Here is a 12226-nt window from a genome sequence, read left to right as displayed (position 1 = left end):
GCACCTCCCGCGACGCTGCGTGACATGGAGCTGCGTGACACGGAACAGCGCGCCGACGGCCCCCGCCCGAGCCCGCTCACCGCCCGCGTCCCCCGGCGCGGCCTGGTCATCGGTGCCGGGGCCGCCGTCGGAGGCGCGTGGGCCGCCGGCGTGCTCTGCGCCCTGGAGCAGACGCAGCTGTTCGTGAGCGCCGAGGCGGACGTGGTCGTGGGCACGTCGGCCGGCTCGGTGGCCGCGGTGCTCCTGGCCGCCGGCGTGCCGCCGCCGGACATGCTCGAGCTGTTCTCCGACGCCGGCCTGTCCGCGGGGGCCGCGGGCGCCGTCCGGCCGGAGGTGTCGGGCCGGGTGCGGTCCACGCTGAGCGAGATCCCGTGGCCGGTGCCCCTGCCCGGCAACCTCCGGCTGGCGGCCCGCTCGCTCGGGCGCCCCGGCGCGTGCTCCCTGCGGACCGCGGCGGCGGCGCTCGCCCCGCGCGGGCGCGGGGACCTCGCCCCGGTCGGGGAGCTCGTGGCCGGGGTGTGGGGCGACCGCGACTGGCCGGTCCGCCCCGGCACGTGGCTCGTGGCGATGGACTACGACACCGGGGAGCGCGTCCCCTTCGGCGCGCCCGGCCAGCCGGTGGCCTCGCCGGCGGAGGCGGCCATGGCCTCCTGCTCCGTGCCCGGCCGGTTCCCGCCGCGGCCGATCGGCTCGCGCCGCTACGTCGACGGCGCCGCCGTCTCGACCACGAACGCCGACCTGCTGGCCGGGGAGGGGCTCGACGAGGTGGTGGTCGTCGCGCCGATGGGCGCCGTCGTCGCCGACGCCGAGGGGTCGGCGGTCGCGCGGCTGGGGAACCGGCTGCGCCAGCGGCTGTCGCAGCGGCTGGGGTGGGAGGTGCGCCGGCTGACTGAGACGGGGGCGAGCGTGCGGGTCCTCACGCCGACCGCGGAGGACCTCGCCGCCATGGGCAGGGACTGGATGGACGCCGGCCGGTACCGCCACGTCTTCCGCACCGCGGTGCGGACCACCACGGCGCGGCTGGACGGGGGGACGGCGCTCGGCGGCGACGTGCACGGCGTCGCCTGACGACCGGCGCGGCGTCCCGGCCGGCCCGTGGCGAGGGCCGGACGCGTGGACGGCCGGGCCTGCTCAGTCGTAGACGACGGCGGTCCGCAGCAGCACGTCCTGCACGGACCGGTTGCGCCGGCTGACCAGCACCCAGAACAGGCCCGGGAGGAACAGGACGCAGGCCACCGCGCGGACGGCGGCGTGCAGCAGGTGCAGCCGCGCCCCGTGGGGACCGACGACCCGCAGCGCCATCACCTGGTCCCCGCTCGTCCGCCCGGTGCGGGTCCACGACACCGTCCAGTAGAGGACCAGCCCGACCCCGGCGGTGACGACCACCCCCGGCAGGTCCGGCGCGACCAGCCGGAAGGACGTGGGCGCCCACAGGAACCGCAGCCCCGCGACGGCGGCGTACCCCACGGTCAGCGCGAGGCCGACCACGACGACGTCGACGGCGTTGGCGAGCGCGCGGCTGACGAAGCCGGCCGGACGGCCCGACGCCGACGCCCGCCCCGACGGGGTCGCCGGCGCGGTCGGCTGCGGCGCGTGCCAGGGGAACCGGCCGTCCGCGTCACCGGCGCGCACCGCCGGGCCGGGCAGCGGCGCACCCGCGGCCCCCGGCGACTCCTCCGCGCGGGTCATGGCCGGCGTTCCGGGGCACCGTCGTGGCGTCCGTGGCGCCGCATCAGCAGCCGGTCGACGACCCGCTCCACCGCCCGGTCCGCCTCGGCCCCCTGGTCGCGGACGCCGCGGACGACGTCCGACGACAGGGCTGACGTCGACGAGCGGATCAGGCCCGGCAGGTCGATCTCCTGCACGACGTACCGCGCCAGCTCGACGACGTGCGCCCGCTCGATCACCGGGTCGATGTCGACGCGGGCGACGATGTCGTCGAGGTCGAGGCGGTCGACGACGCGGGTGATGTCGACGCGGGCGACGATGTCGTCGAGGTCGAGGCGGTCGATGACGCGGGTGATGTCGACGCGGGCGACGATGTCGTCGAGGTCGAGGCGGTCGATGACGCGGGTGATGTCGACGCGGGCGACGATGTCGTCGAGATCGAGGCCGGCGGCGATTGCGTCGACGTCGACCCGGTCGACCACCCGGTCGACGTCCAGGCGAGCGGCCACGGCGTCGACGTCGAGCTGGGCGGCGATCCGGTCGACGTCCACGAAGCGCTCCACGAGCCCGGCCACGTCCAGGCGGGAGAGGACGGCCGCGGCGGCCTGCGGGAGCAGGGCGTCGGCCCAGGGCCCGAGGTGGCGCTCGGCCACCGCCCGCGCCTCCGCCACCACGGTGTGCAGCCGGCCGGCCAGGGCGGGCCGGACCGCGGGGACGTGCCCGCGCGGGGACAGCGCCCGCCGCGCCGCGCCCGCGACGTTCTCGGCGACCAGGCGGGCGATGACCGCGGACACCGACGCCACCGCGACCCCCGCGGTCGCGACCTCGCCGACGGCGTCGACCACCGGGCGCAGTGTCCGACTCATCAGCCCTCCCGCCCTCGGACGCACCAGGGTCGACCGGCCCCGGCCGGCGGCACCTCATCCCGACCGGGTGACCACCCCGCGGCCGCGCCCCGCCCCGCCCCCCGCGGGAGTCGCGCCCGGACAGGCCCGCCCGACCCCGCCCGCGCCCCCGGCCCCGCCGCCGGCCGCGGGCCGGTCATCCCCCCGGGGTGACGTGCGCACCGCCGTCGCCCCCCGACGCTACGCACGCAGCGTCCGCGCACGAGCAGGCTGCGGAGGAGGTCGGGGATGAGCACGGCCGACGTCCCGGGCACGTCCCCGCGGGACCGGGTGCCCCCCGGTGCCGGGCCGCGCCGGCCCGGCTGGAGCGCCTGGACCGGGTGGGTGGTCTTCGCCGCCCTGCTGCTGGTCACGGTGGGCCTGGTGCAGGCCCTGTCCGGCCTGGTGGCGCTCTTCGACGACGACTTCTACCTGGTCGGGGCCGACGACCTCCCGGTCCCCGTGGACTACACCGTCTGGGGCGTGGTGCAGCTGCTCGTCGGCGCCCTCGCCGCGCTGATCGGCGTCGGTCTCCTCGCGGGCAACATGGTCGCCCGCGGCGCCGCGGTCGTGCTGGCCGGGTTCAGCGCCCTCGCCAGCCTGGCGTTCCTGCCGGCCCAGCCGGTCTGGTCCGTCGTGGTCATCGGCCTCGACGTCGTCGTGATCTACGCGGTGGTCGTCCACGGCGGCGAGCTGGAGGACCCGCACTGACGAGCGCGCCGGGCCGCGGGCGCCCCGCCCCGGACCACCCCACTCGAAGGAGGACTGGCGAGATGACCGCCTCGGTGTCGGACCCCTACGCGGGCGCGAGCCCGTCCAAGCACACCGGCGCACGGCTCGCGGTGGCCGCCCTGGGCCTGGCCACCGTCGTCCTCGGCGTCGTCCTGCTGTTCAACCCGGTGAAGGCGGCGAACACGCTGGCGTTGCTGATCGGGCTGGCGCTGGTCCTCGGCGGGCTGCTGGAGATCGCCCACGGCTGGGACTCCCGGTCCCGCGCGGGGAGCGTGCTGCTCGGCGGCATCCTCGTCGTCGGCGGCATCGTGGCGGTCGCCTGGCCCGACAGCACCCTGCGGGTGCTCGCCGTGGTCGCCGGGATCTCGCTCATGGCCCACGGGGTCGGCCGGTTCGTCCTGGCCCTGGTGGCCCGTCGCCAGATCACCGGCTGGGGCTGGCTGGCGCTGGACGGCGTGTTCGGCTTCGTCGTCGGCGTGCTCGCGATCGCCTGGCCGGAGGCCACCGTCCTCGTCCTCAGCCTGCTGCTGGGCGCGCAGGTCACGGTCCTCGGGCTGCTGGTGATGGCCGCCGCCTTCCTGCCGTCCGGGACCCGGGACGCGGTCCCGGGCGCCGCGTGACCGACCCACCCGAGACCGCCACGACGCCGGCCCGGCCGCGCGAGCCGGGACGACCCGGGGGAGGGACCAGCGAGATGACCGGCACCGACGCGGCGACCGAGGTCCGGCGCGTGTACTACCACGAGGAGGACGCGCCGGCGGCCGCCGTCGTCACACCCTCGGCGTTCGTGGCCGTCCGGGACGGCGAGGGGCGGCTGCTCCTCGTGCGCCGCTGCGACAGCGGCGCGTGGGAGCTCCCCGGCGGACGGGTCGACGTGGGCGAGACGGCGGTGGGCGCAGCGGCCCGGGAGGTGGCGGAGGAGGCGGGCATCGACGTCGCGGTGACCGGGCTCGTCGGGGTGTTCAGCGACCCCGGGCACGTGATCCGCGCCCGCACCGGGGAGGTGCGCCAGCAGTTCGCCCTCGTCTTCCGCGCCGAGGCGGCCGGCGGGGCCCCGCACGGGGACGGGGACGAGACCAGCGAGGTGGCCTGGGTGCCCGTCGCCGACGTCGACCGGCTGCCCGTCGAACCCGCGAGCCGGCTCTGGATCGCGGCGGCCCTCGCGCCGGAGGGCCCACCGCTGCTGCGGTGACCGGACGGCCGGGCCCCGCCCGTCCGGTCACCCCGGGGACGGCGCGCGGCGAGACGGCCGGGTCACCGCAGCCGCGCGGTCCACCGCGGGCCCACGACGGCCCACTCCGCCGCCCACCGGCGCGCCCGGTGCGCGTCGAGCACCCGGACGAGCGCGCCGTAGGCGCCGAGAGCCGCGAGCGGGACCGCCAGGAGCACCAGGACGCCGCTCAGCACGGCGCGACCGGAGACGTCGCCCCGCGACAGCGGTGCGGCGACGGCCCGTCCCTCCGCGGCCAGCCACACCTGGACCCCGGAGCCCCGGCGGGTGCCCGGCGCCACGAACGCCGTGACCACCTCGCGCGTGCCCGTCGCCGTGCGCCAGGCGGCCCGCACGGGCACGAGCGTGGCGCTCGTCCCGTGGTCCGGCGCCCCGGCACCCGCCTGGCCCGCGTCCTCGACCCGGCCCGCGCCCTCGGACGGCTCCGCGTCCTCGAGGAGGACGGCCGTGACCCGGTGCCGCTCGGCCTGCTGCTCGGCCACGGTCTGCTGCAACCGCGCGGTGGTCGTGGCCACCACCACCGTGGCCGGGACGGGGGCCAGCGCCACCAGCACCGCCACGACGCACCGGGCGGCGGCCTGGACGCGGTCGGACGGCCGGGCCAGGGCCCCGCCGCCCAGGGCCAGCCGGCGCACGGCGCGGCCGCACCGGACCAGTCTGCCCGGAGCCATCGGGGACCCCCGTCCGTCCGTCGGCGGGCGTGCCCGGCTCAGACCAGGACCCGCCGCTTGAGCCGGTCGAACTCCTCCTGGGTGAGGGCGCCCTCGTCGAGCAGGCGCTTGGCGCGGGCGACCTGCTCGATGCCGTCGGTCTCCGCGGTCACCGCGGCGTGGACGGCGGCGTCGGACCGTTGCTGCGCGCGCCGGGCGCGGGCGTCCTCCCGCTCGGCCAGGGCGTGCCCCTGCGTGATCAGGTACGCGAGTGCGCCGACGAGGGGCAGCACGATCAGGAGGAGCGTCCACGCCGTCTTCACCCAGCCGGACACGTCCCGGCGGAACAGGTCGGCGAACACGGTGACCAGCAGCCAGAAGTAGATCAGCAGGCCGAAGAACAGCACGAACGTCACGAACAGGTCGACCAGCGGGTAGTCGTCTGCCGCGATCGTCTCTGCCGCGACCGTCTCTGCCGCGATCGTCATGGTCGGCCTCCGGGACACGAGGGTGTGCCCGGATCCTGCTGCCCGCCCGGCCGCCGGCCATCCCCCGGGACGGATGACGGCGCCCCCGCTCCCGGTGACCCAGCTGTCACCGGGCCCGGCGCCGGGACGGACCGCGCCGCCCCGGCACCGGGCCGGGCCGACCGCTCACGGCGTCGCGGGCGCCGTCCCGTCGGACTCCGCCAGCGCGGCGGCACCCACGAAGGCCCGCAGGATCGCGCCCGCCGCGGCCGTCACCCGCGCCGTGCCCACCAGCGGGGCGATGGCGACCAGGACCGACTGGGCCTGTTCCATCGTCACCCTCGCCTCGGCGGCGGCGGTGAGGGTGACCGCGTAGGAGACGGGCGGCCCGTCCATCGCGACGAGGGCCGCCAGGCGGACCAGCACGTACGTCTGCGGGTCGAGGCCGCACCGCTCCAGGGCGTCGACGTGCATGGCGAAGACGGTGTCCAGGACCGGGGTGTCCCCGGCCGCGACACGGTCGAGGACGGTGTCCGGCGCGGTCTGCGTCATGGTTCCTCCTGCTGCTCGGTACGGGGGCGCCCAGACTCGGGGCGCCGGCCGGCGACCGGCCTCATCCGAGGGGGGTGATGAGCCGGCGGGGGGCCCTGGCGACAGTGGGGGACCTGTCCGCCGGGCGACCGGGCCCGCGTCCGCCGTGGAGGACCCCATGCGCAGAGTGCTCGCCGGCCTGCTGATCCTCGTCAGCGCGGTCACCCTCGTGCTCGCCAGCACCTCGCTGTGGACCCGCCGCAACGTGATCAACACCGACGTCTTCGTCTCCAACGTGCAGGACGTCGTCGACCTGCCCGCGGTGGAGGCCCGCATCACCGACCGGGTGACCTCGACCGTGATGGACGACCCCGAGGTGCAGCAGGCCGTCGACGACGGGCTCACCGCGCTGCCCGAGGGGCTGCAGCGCTTCCGGCCCACGGTCGAGAACGGGATCCGCTCCCTGGTGGCGGCGGGGGTGACGCGGCTGCTCACCAACGACCCGTTCCGCCCGCTCACCACGGCGGCGCTCACGTCCGCGCACGACCAGCTCGTCGCCGGGCGACCCGTCGAGCTCACCCTCGGTCAGGCCGTGGACCGGGTGCCCGACTCGTTGCGGGACGGGCTGGCCGGTCAGGTCCTCGACCTCCTCCCGCGGGACGTCGGGGTGACCCTGCTGTCGCCGGCGCAGTCCCCGGAGGTCTACGACGCCGTCGACCTGCTGGAGGACGTGTGGTGGTGGCTGGGCCTGATCGCCCTCGCCACCCTGGCCGGGGCGCTGGGGGTCTCCCGGCGCCGCCGGGCGACGCTGCGCGCCTGGGCGGTCACGACCGCGGTGCTGGGCTGCCTCGTGCTCGCGACGCTGCGGATCGCCCGGGGACGCGTGCTGCCGCAGGTGGAGCCGGACAACCGGGACGCGGTGGGCGCGGTGTACGACCTGTTCGCCGGCAGCCTGCGCACGTGGACCCTGTGGCTCGTCGCGGTGGCCCTCCTCGTCGTCGTCGGCACGCTGGTCTGGGGCCGGCTCGGGCTCGTCGCCGGCCTGCGCCACGCCGTCGCGGCGGCCCGTCAACAGGCAGCGGCCCGCCGGGCGGCCGCCGCCGCGACCCCGGCAGCGCAGGGGGCCGGGGACGGGGTCCCCGCACGCGACCACGCCGCCGGGTCCTGGCCGCAGCGGGCGGCGGCGGCGACCCGGGCCTTCGCCGAGGGCCTGGACGTGCGCTCGCGCGCCGCCGGTCTGGGGACGGTGGTGCAGGCCCACCACCGGACCGCGCGCTGGACGGGCGTCGTCCTGGGGGCGGTGCTCCTGCTGCTGTGGCCCGACCCCACCCTCTCGGTGCTCATCTGGGTGGTCGCGCTGGTCGCGCTGTACCTGTGGGCGCTGGACTGGCTGCGCGAGCAGGCCCCGGTCGCGCCGGTGGCACCGGGGACCGTCGCAGGAACCGAGCCGGCGGCGCCGGCCGTCCCGGCCGCCGCGCTCGTCCCGACGGCCCGGCCGGCGTCCGACGGCCCCGCCGGGCGGCCCGTTCCGGACCCCTCGCCCCCGGACCCCTCGCCCCGGGACCCCGGGTCGCCGAGCCCCGAGCCGCCGAGCCCCGAGCCGCTGACGCCCGCGGCGATCGCGGTGCTCAACGACCGGCTGGACCTGCTGCTCCGGCTGGGCGCGGCCCACGACAGCGGCATCCTCACCGACCAGGAGTTCGACCGGGAGAAGCGCCGGCTGATGTCGGTCTGACCGCCGACCGGCTCCCGCCGGAGAGACGACGCCATGGACACCGCACCCCCGCCGACGCCGCCCGAGGAGCGGCTGGCCGGGCGCCTGGCGGCCGGCACCTGGGCGCGGCACCCGCCGGTGCGAACGGCCACCCGGGTGCTGCGGGAGCTGGGTCAGGTGGACCGGGCGGTCTACCGGGCCGTGGCGGGCACGCCCACCCCCGCGCTCGACCGCCCGGTCCGCCGGCTGTCGCGGATGGCGGACCGCTCGCGGCTGTGGATGGCGGTCGCCGCGGTCCTGGCGGCGGCCGGCGGCCGGACGGGGCGGCGGGCGGCCGCCGTCGGCCTGGCGGCGGTCGCCACCGACTCGGCCCTGGTCAACGCCGGGCTGAAGCTCGCCACCCGCCGCGGCCGGCCCGACCGGGACCTGGCCGGCGTCCCCGAGGCGCGGTGGGTGCCGATGCCCACCTCGACGTCCTTCCCGTCCGGGCACACCGCGTCGGGGTTCGCCTTCGCCGCCGCGGTCGCCCGTCTCCTGCCGGGGGCCGCGCTGCCCCTGCGCGGGCTCGCCGTGGCGGTGGGCTACTCGCGGGTGCACACCGGCGTGCACTTCCCGGCCGACGTGGTCATCGGCGCGGTGATCGGAACGGCGGTCGGCGAGCTCGTCAGCGCCGGCGGGTGGCGGATCGACGTCCGCGCGCGGGTCCCGCTGGAGCGGGCCGGCGCCGTCCCGGCGCGGTGAGGCCCACCCTCGCCCGGCGGCAGGGTCCTCGCCGGCGGCGGCGTCCTCGTCCGGCGGGGACGAGGCCCGCCGGCGCGGCCTCCCGGGAGACTCGGCCGGACGGTCACGGCGCGAGGAGGCAGGCGATGACGCGGACCGCTGTCGCCACCGGGGACGGCTCCCTGTTCGTCGACGCGCTCGTGGCCCGGCTGCACGCCGAGTTCGGCGTGGACCCGGACGAGGTGCGGCGCCTGGCCGTCGCGGCCCTCGGCAGCTTCGCGACGGCGCGGGTGCAGGCCTTCGTGCCGATCCTGGTCGAGCGGCGCCTGCGCGAGACCTACCGGACGGCCGCGACCGGCTCCCGCTGAGTGCCGCCACCGCCCCCGCGGGCGCGCGGGTCAGGACCGCGGGGGGACCGAGCCGACCGCGCCGTCCCGCGCGGCCCGCCGCCACCGGGAGGGGCTCGTGCCGAACCGCTGCCGGAACCAGCGGGAGAAACCGCTCGGCGCGCTGAACCCCAGCCGCCGGGAGACCTCCGTCAGCGGCAGCTGCTCGTCGGCGAGGTGACGCTCGGCCAGGCCCGCCCGGGTGGCGTCGAGGACCGTGGAGAACGTCTCCCCGTGCTCGGCCAGGTGCCGTTGCAGCGCGGCGTCGCTGAGGCCGACCAGGCGGCTGGTGCGGGACAGGGACTGCCGCCCGAGGGGCAGCAGGAACTGCAGGGCCTGCACGACGTCGGTCAGCGCCGGCGCCGGCGGCAGCGGGGCGACGACGTGGCGGAGGAACTGCCGCGCGTAGGGCCGCAGCGAGCTGTCGGAGGCCGTCACGGGGCGGTCGAGGTCCCGCGCGCGCAGGACCAGGCAGGTCTCGGGGGCGGCGAAGACGACGTCCGGTCCGAAGAGCCGGTGCCACGGGGCCGGGTCCGCCGGCGGCGGGCGGGAGAAGACCGCGGACCGGGGGGCCCAGCGCGGGTCCACCAGCGCCCGGACGATCCCGAGCAGCGACGCCATGGCCAGGTCCAGGGCCTGGTCGCGTGGCGCCGGCTCGCCGAACTCGAACCAGAGGCGGACCGCCGGGCTCTCGCCGTCCTCCCGGAGTTCCAGGTGCAGGGACTCGTTGTACGCGCCGTTGTACTGGGCCAGCAGCCGCAGGGTGCTGCGCAGGTCGGGCTCCTCGCGCAGCACCACGCTCAGGGGGCCCAGCGTGCCGAGGGTCCGGTGCTCGGCGAGGCGCAGCGCGAGGTCCGGCCGGCCGGCCAGGTCCGCGGTGAGCTCGAGCAGCCGGGACATGGGCGCCGCCGGGACCCAGACGTCGGGGACGTCGAGGTCGGCCGGCTCGAGCCCCACCTGCCGCAGCAGCGCCGCGGGATCCAGCCCCCAGGAGCGCACCAGCTCCCCGTAGCCGGTGAGGCTGTTGGACCGGCCGCGCGACGGCACGCCGAGAAGATAAGGCCCCCGTCTGGATCGGTAAAGCGACCGAGGACCCTGCCGGTCTAGGTTCGGGCCGGTCGCCGCGTCCGGCGCGGTGCCGGGGCCGGCGACCGCGAGACGGGGGTCGACCACCGGAGGTGCGCCGTGCCGCCGAAACCCGCGACCGCCCGTCCCCGCCCGCCGGGCGCGGTCGACGCCGTCCTCGCCCCGCCGGCGCCGACGTCCTCCCGGCCCGGGTCGGGGAGCGCGCCGCTGAACCCGCGCGACCTGCAGGTGCTGGTCGCCCTGGCGCAGGGCCGGTCGACCGCGCAGATCGCGTCCGTCCTGGCGGTGTCCCGGAACACCGCGCGCACCCGGATCCGCCGCCTCCAGGGCAAGCTCGCCGTCGTCGGACGCGACGGCGTGGTGCGGGTGGCGCACGAGCTGCAGACCCACCCGGCCGCCGGCCCGCAGCGCTGAGACGCGGGAACCCTCCACCGGTGCGACACTCGGCGCACCCCGTCAGGCGGGCGACGGAGGGCCCGCGGGTCCGCGGCGCGCCCGCCTGACGGGCCCGCTCCCACCGGCGGCTCGTCGTCCGCGGCGGATGAGCCGTCACCGCGGCGTCCTCGTCATGGTGCGTCCCATCGCGCCGCGGCACCGGCGCCCGGACCGACGGGAGGACCCCGTGGGAGACCATCTCGCCGGCCGTCCCCGGGGCGGGGTGCCGCCGGCCGGGCGGCGCCCGCGTCCCGACCGCCGGGCACCGGCGGTCGCGTCCGCCCTGGAGGTGCGGGTCGACGTCGTGGCCGGGCGCGTCACTCTGACCGGCCGCCTGGACGCCCGCACGGCCCACCTGCTGCACGACGGGCTCGCCGTCCTCCGCTGCCAGGAGCACACGCACTGGCGGGTCGACGTCAGCGGCCTCACGTCGATCGACGACGCCGGGGTGCGGGCCGTCTCGGCCGCCTACCGCCGCGCCGTCCGGCACGGGTACCGGATCACCGTCGAGGGCGTCTCCCCGCCGCTGCGCGACGTGCTGGTGCTGCTCCGCCTGGACCACCACCTGCTGGCGGACCCCACGAACCCGGGCGCGGGGACCCGCCGCCCGGGGGGCCGGGACGGTCAGCAGCCGACCGGGGCGCCGCGACCTCCGGAGGCGACCGGCCCGTCCGGGGCCCGGGCGCCGATCCCGTCGCCCAGGACCTGCTCGTAGCACTCGTGCAGCAGGTACAGGCGCTCCACCAGCCGCGCCACGTACTGCCGCGAGGTCGACGCCGGCGCCGGCTCGTCCATGGCGTCCCAGAAGAGCCGGCCCAGCTCGCCGGGGCGCCCGTGCCGGCCCCGGCCGGCCGGCGACGGGCACGGTGCCAGGGCGGCGAGGAACCGCTGCGTGACCTCGCGCCGCGCCCGCGCCGTCCGCTCCAGGTGGGGCACCACGGTCTCCCGGTGGTACCGGTGCGCGCCGCGCCGCCACCAGCGGGTCCGCGGCGGAGGCGGATCGACCACCAGGCCGATCGCGCGGCCGAGGAGCGGCACGAGGAGGGGGCGGTCGGCGTCGGACAGCTTGTCGTTGGCCCCGCGGAGCACGTCGGCCAGGTCGCCGTCGACGCAGGCCGGCCGGTCGGAGAACGGCTCACCGGCCAGCAGGGACGTGTACTCCATGAAGCAGGCGCCGTGCCGGGCGTCGCGGTGGTTCCCCCGGCCCAGCACGGGGAGCAGGTCCGGCGCACCCGGACGCTCGGCGGTCACGTGGACTCCGCGGTCGGTCATGGTGGCTCCGGTCCGTGGTCGTCAGGGCAAGCGGGGCCCGCCGACCCGCTCGGGGAGGGGGAGCGCCGGCGTCCGGTCGGCGGGCTCGTGCCGCAGCCGGCGGGCCGCGGCGTGGCGGTACTCGAGCAGCGCGTCGACGTGCTCCTCCGCCCGCGCGACCCGGTCCTGGTTCGCGCGGTCCCCGGTCCGGGCCGCGGCGGCGCGGGCGACGCGCAGGTCGCAGAACGCCTCGGTGATGAGCCGGTCGAGCAGGTCGAAACCGCTCAGGGGCGGTGCGGGTGCTGACATGTCGCCTCCCGCTGATCGGGTCCTGGGCCGCGGGGTGTCCGGCGTGCCGGGGGGGGGGGGGGGGGGGCGCCCCCGCCCCCCCCCCCCCCCCCCCCCCCCCCCCCCCCCCCCCCCCCCCCGCCCCCCACCCCCCCCGCCCCCCGCGGCCGCCCCCCCCCCGCC

Annotated in this window: 17 protein-coding genes; 9 read left to right on the top strand and 8 right to left on the bottom strand. The window is 78.3% G+C overall.

Annotated features, from left to right (window positions below; genetic code table 11):
• The first annotated feature begins 24 nt into the window (after positions 1 to 24).
• A complete protein-coding gene (locus ACI781_RS15645; RefSeq protein ID WP_456567042.1) occupies positions 25 to 1068 on the top strand; it encodes a patatin-like phospholipase family protein in 1044 nt (347 codons plus the stop codon).
• Between the two features lie 63 nt (positions 1069 to 1131).
• Here the strand turns inward: ACI781_RS15645 and ACI781_RS15640 are convergent, their stop codons facing one another.
• A complete protein-coding gene (locus ACI781_RS15640) occupies positions 1132 to 1689 on the bottom strand; it encodes an RDD family protein (RefSeq protein ID WP_456567041.1) in 558 nt (185 codons plus the stop codon).
• Positions 1686 to 2534: a hypothetical protein gene (locus ACI781_RS15635; RefSeq protein WP_456567040.1), complete on the bottom strand. Its 849-nt coding sequence runs from the start codon at positions 2532 to 2534 to the stop codon at positions 1686 to 1688. Before ACI781_RS15635 ends, ACI781_RS15640 begins: the two co-directional genes overlap by 4 nt.
• A 267-nt stretch (positions 2535 to 2801) precedes the next feature.
• Between ACI781_RS15635 and ACI781_RS15630 the strand changes: the two genes are divergently transcribed.
• From ACI781_RS15630 to ACI781_RS15620, 3 genes are all read left to right on the top strand, one after another.
• Complete coding sequence (locus ACI781_RS15630) at positions 2802 to 3263, top strand: DUF7144 family membrane protein (RefSeq protein ID WP_456567039.1); 462 nt, start codon at positions 2802 to 2804, stop codon at positions 3261 to 3263.
• Positions 3264 to 3325: 62 nt separating this feature from the next.
• On the top strand, positions 3326 to 3904 hold the full coding sequence (locus tag ACI781_RS15625) for an HdeD family acid-resistance protein (RefSeq protein WP_456567038.1): 579 nt from the start codon (positions 3326 to 3328) through the stop codon (positions 3902 to 3904).
• 74 nt (positions 3905 to 3978) lie between these two features.
• A complete protein-coding gene (locus tag ACI781_RS15620; protein ID WP_456567037.1) occupies positions 3979 to 4476 on the top strand; it encodes an NUDIX domain-containing protein in 498 nt (165 codons plus the stop codon).
• Between the two features lie 62 nt (positions 4477 to 4538).
• Here ACI781_RS15620 and ACI781_RS15615 read toward each other — a convergent pair whose 3' ends face one another.
• The 3 genes from ACI781_RS15615 to ACI781_RS15605 all read right to left on the bottom strand — a co-directional run bounded on the left by ACI781_RS15615 (position 4539) and on the right by ACI781_RS15605 (position 6184).
• Positions 4539 to 5186 (bottom strand): Rv1733c family protein, encoded by a 648-nt coding sequence (locus tag ACI781_RS15615; protein ID WP_456567036.1) that lies wholly within the window; start codon positions 5184 to 5186, stop codon positions 4539 to 4541.
• A gap of 38 nt (positions 5187 to 5224) precedes the next feature.
• Complete coding sequence (locus tag ACI781_RS15610; RefSeq protein WP_456567035.1) at positions 5225 to 5653, bottom strand: SHOCT domain-containing protein; 429 nt, start codon at positions 5651 to 5653, stop codon at positions 5225 to 5227.
• 165 nt (positions 5654 to 5818) lie between these two features.
• Positions 5819 to 6184 (bottom strand): carboxymuconolactone decarboxylase family protein, encoded by a 366-nt coding sequence (locus ACI781_RS15605; RefSeq protein WP_456567034.1) that lies wholly within the window; start codon positions 6182 to 6184, stop codon positions 5819 to 5821.
• Positions 6185 to 6341: 157 nt separating this feature from the next.
• Between ACI781_RS15605 and ACI781_RS15600 the strand changes: the two genes are divergently transcribed.
• From ACI781_RS15600 to ACI781_RS15590, 3 genes are all read left to right on the top strand, one after another.
• The gene (locus ACI781_RS15600; RefSeq protein WP_456567033.1) at positions 6342 to 7898 is read left to right on the top strand and encodes a hypothetical protein; all 1557 of its coding nucleotides are present in this window, start codon (positions 6342 to 6344) and stop codon (positions 7896 to 7898) included.
• A 33-nt stretch (positions 7899 to 7931) separates the two neighbouring features.
• A complete protein-coding gene (locus ACI781_RS15595) occupies positions 7932 to 8618 on the top strand; it encodes a phosphatase PAP2 family protein (RefSeq protein ID WP_456567032.1) in 687 nt (228 codons plus the stop codon).
• Between the two features lie 125 nt (positions 8619 to 8743).
• Positions 8744 to 8965: a three-helix bundle dimerization domain-containing protein gene (locus ACI781_RS15590; protein ID WP_456567031.1), complete on the top strand. Its 222-nt coding sequence runs from the start codon at positions 8744 to 8746 to the stop codon at positions 8963 to 8965.
• 30 nt (positions 8966 to 8995) lie between these two features.
• Here the strand turns inward: ACI781_RS15590 and ACI781_RS15585 are convergent, their stop codons facing one another.
• Positions 8996 to 10030 (bottom strand): AraC family transcriptional regulator, encoded by a 1035-nt coding sequence (locus ACI781_RS15585; RefSeq protein WP_456567030.1) that lies wholly within the window; start codon positions 10028 to 10030, stop codon positions 8996 to 8998.
• A 138-nt stretch (positions 10031 to 10168) separates the two neighbouring features.
• Between ACI781_RS15585 and ACI781_RS15580 the strand changes: the two genes are divergently transcribed.
• Positions 10169 to 10483 carry a LuxR C-terminal-related transcriptional regulator gene (locus ACI781_RS15580; RefSeq protein WP_456567029.1) on the top strand — a complete coding sequence of 105 codons (315 nt, stop codon included), beginning with the start codon at positions 10169 to 10171 and terminating at the stop codon, positions 10481 to 10483.
• A gap of 208 nt (positions 10484 to 10691) precedes the next feature.
• On the top strand, positions 10692 to 11219 hold the full coding sequence (locus ACI781_RS15575; protein ID WP_456567028.1) for an STAS domain-containing protein: 528 nt from the start codon (positions 10692 to 10694) through the stop codon (positions 11217 to 11219).
• Here ACI781_RS15575 and ACI781_RS15570 read toward each other — a convergent pair.
• Both ACI781_RS15570 and ACI781_RS15565 read right to left on the bottom strand, forming a co-directional pair.
• Entirely contained in the window at positions 11129 to 11776 is a 648-nt protein-coding gene (locus tag ACI781_RS15570; RefSeq protein ID WP_456567027.1) for a hypothetical protein, read from the bottom strand. The genes ACI781_RS15575 and ACI781_RS15570 overlap by 91 nt on opposite strands.
• Before the next feature lie 21 nt (positions 11777 to 11797).
• Entirely contained in the window at positions 11798 to 12064 is a 267-nt protein-coding gene (locus ACI781_RS15565; protein WP_456567026.1) for a hypothetical protein, read from the bottom strand.
• Positions 12065 to 12226 lie beyond the last annotated feature (162 nt).

It is taken from the genome of Blastococcus sp. SYSU D00695 (genome assembly GCF_054050555.1).
The sequence above is the reverse complement of the archived record's forward strand: the minus strand, read 5'-3'. Positions and strand labels throughout refer to the sequence as shown.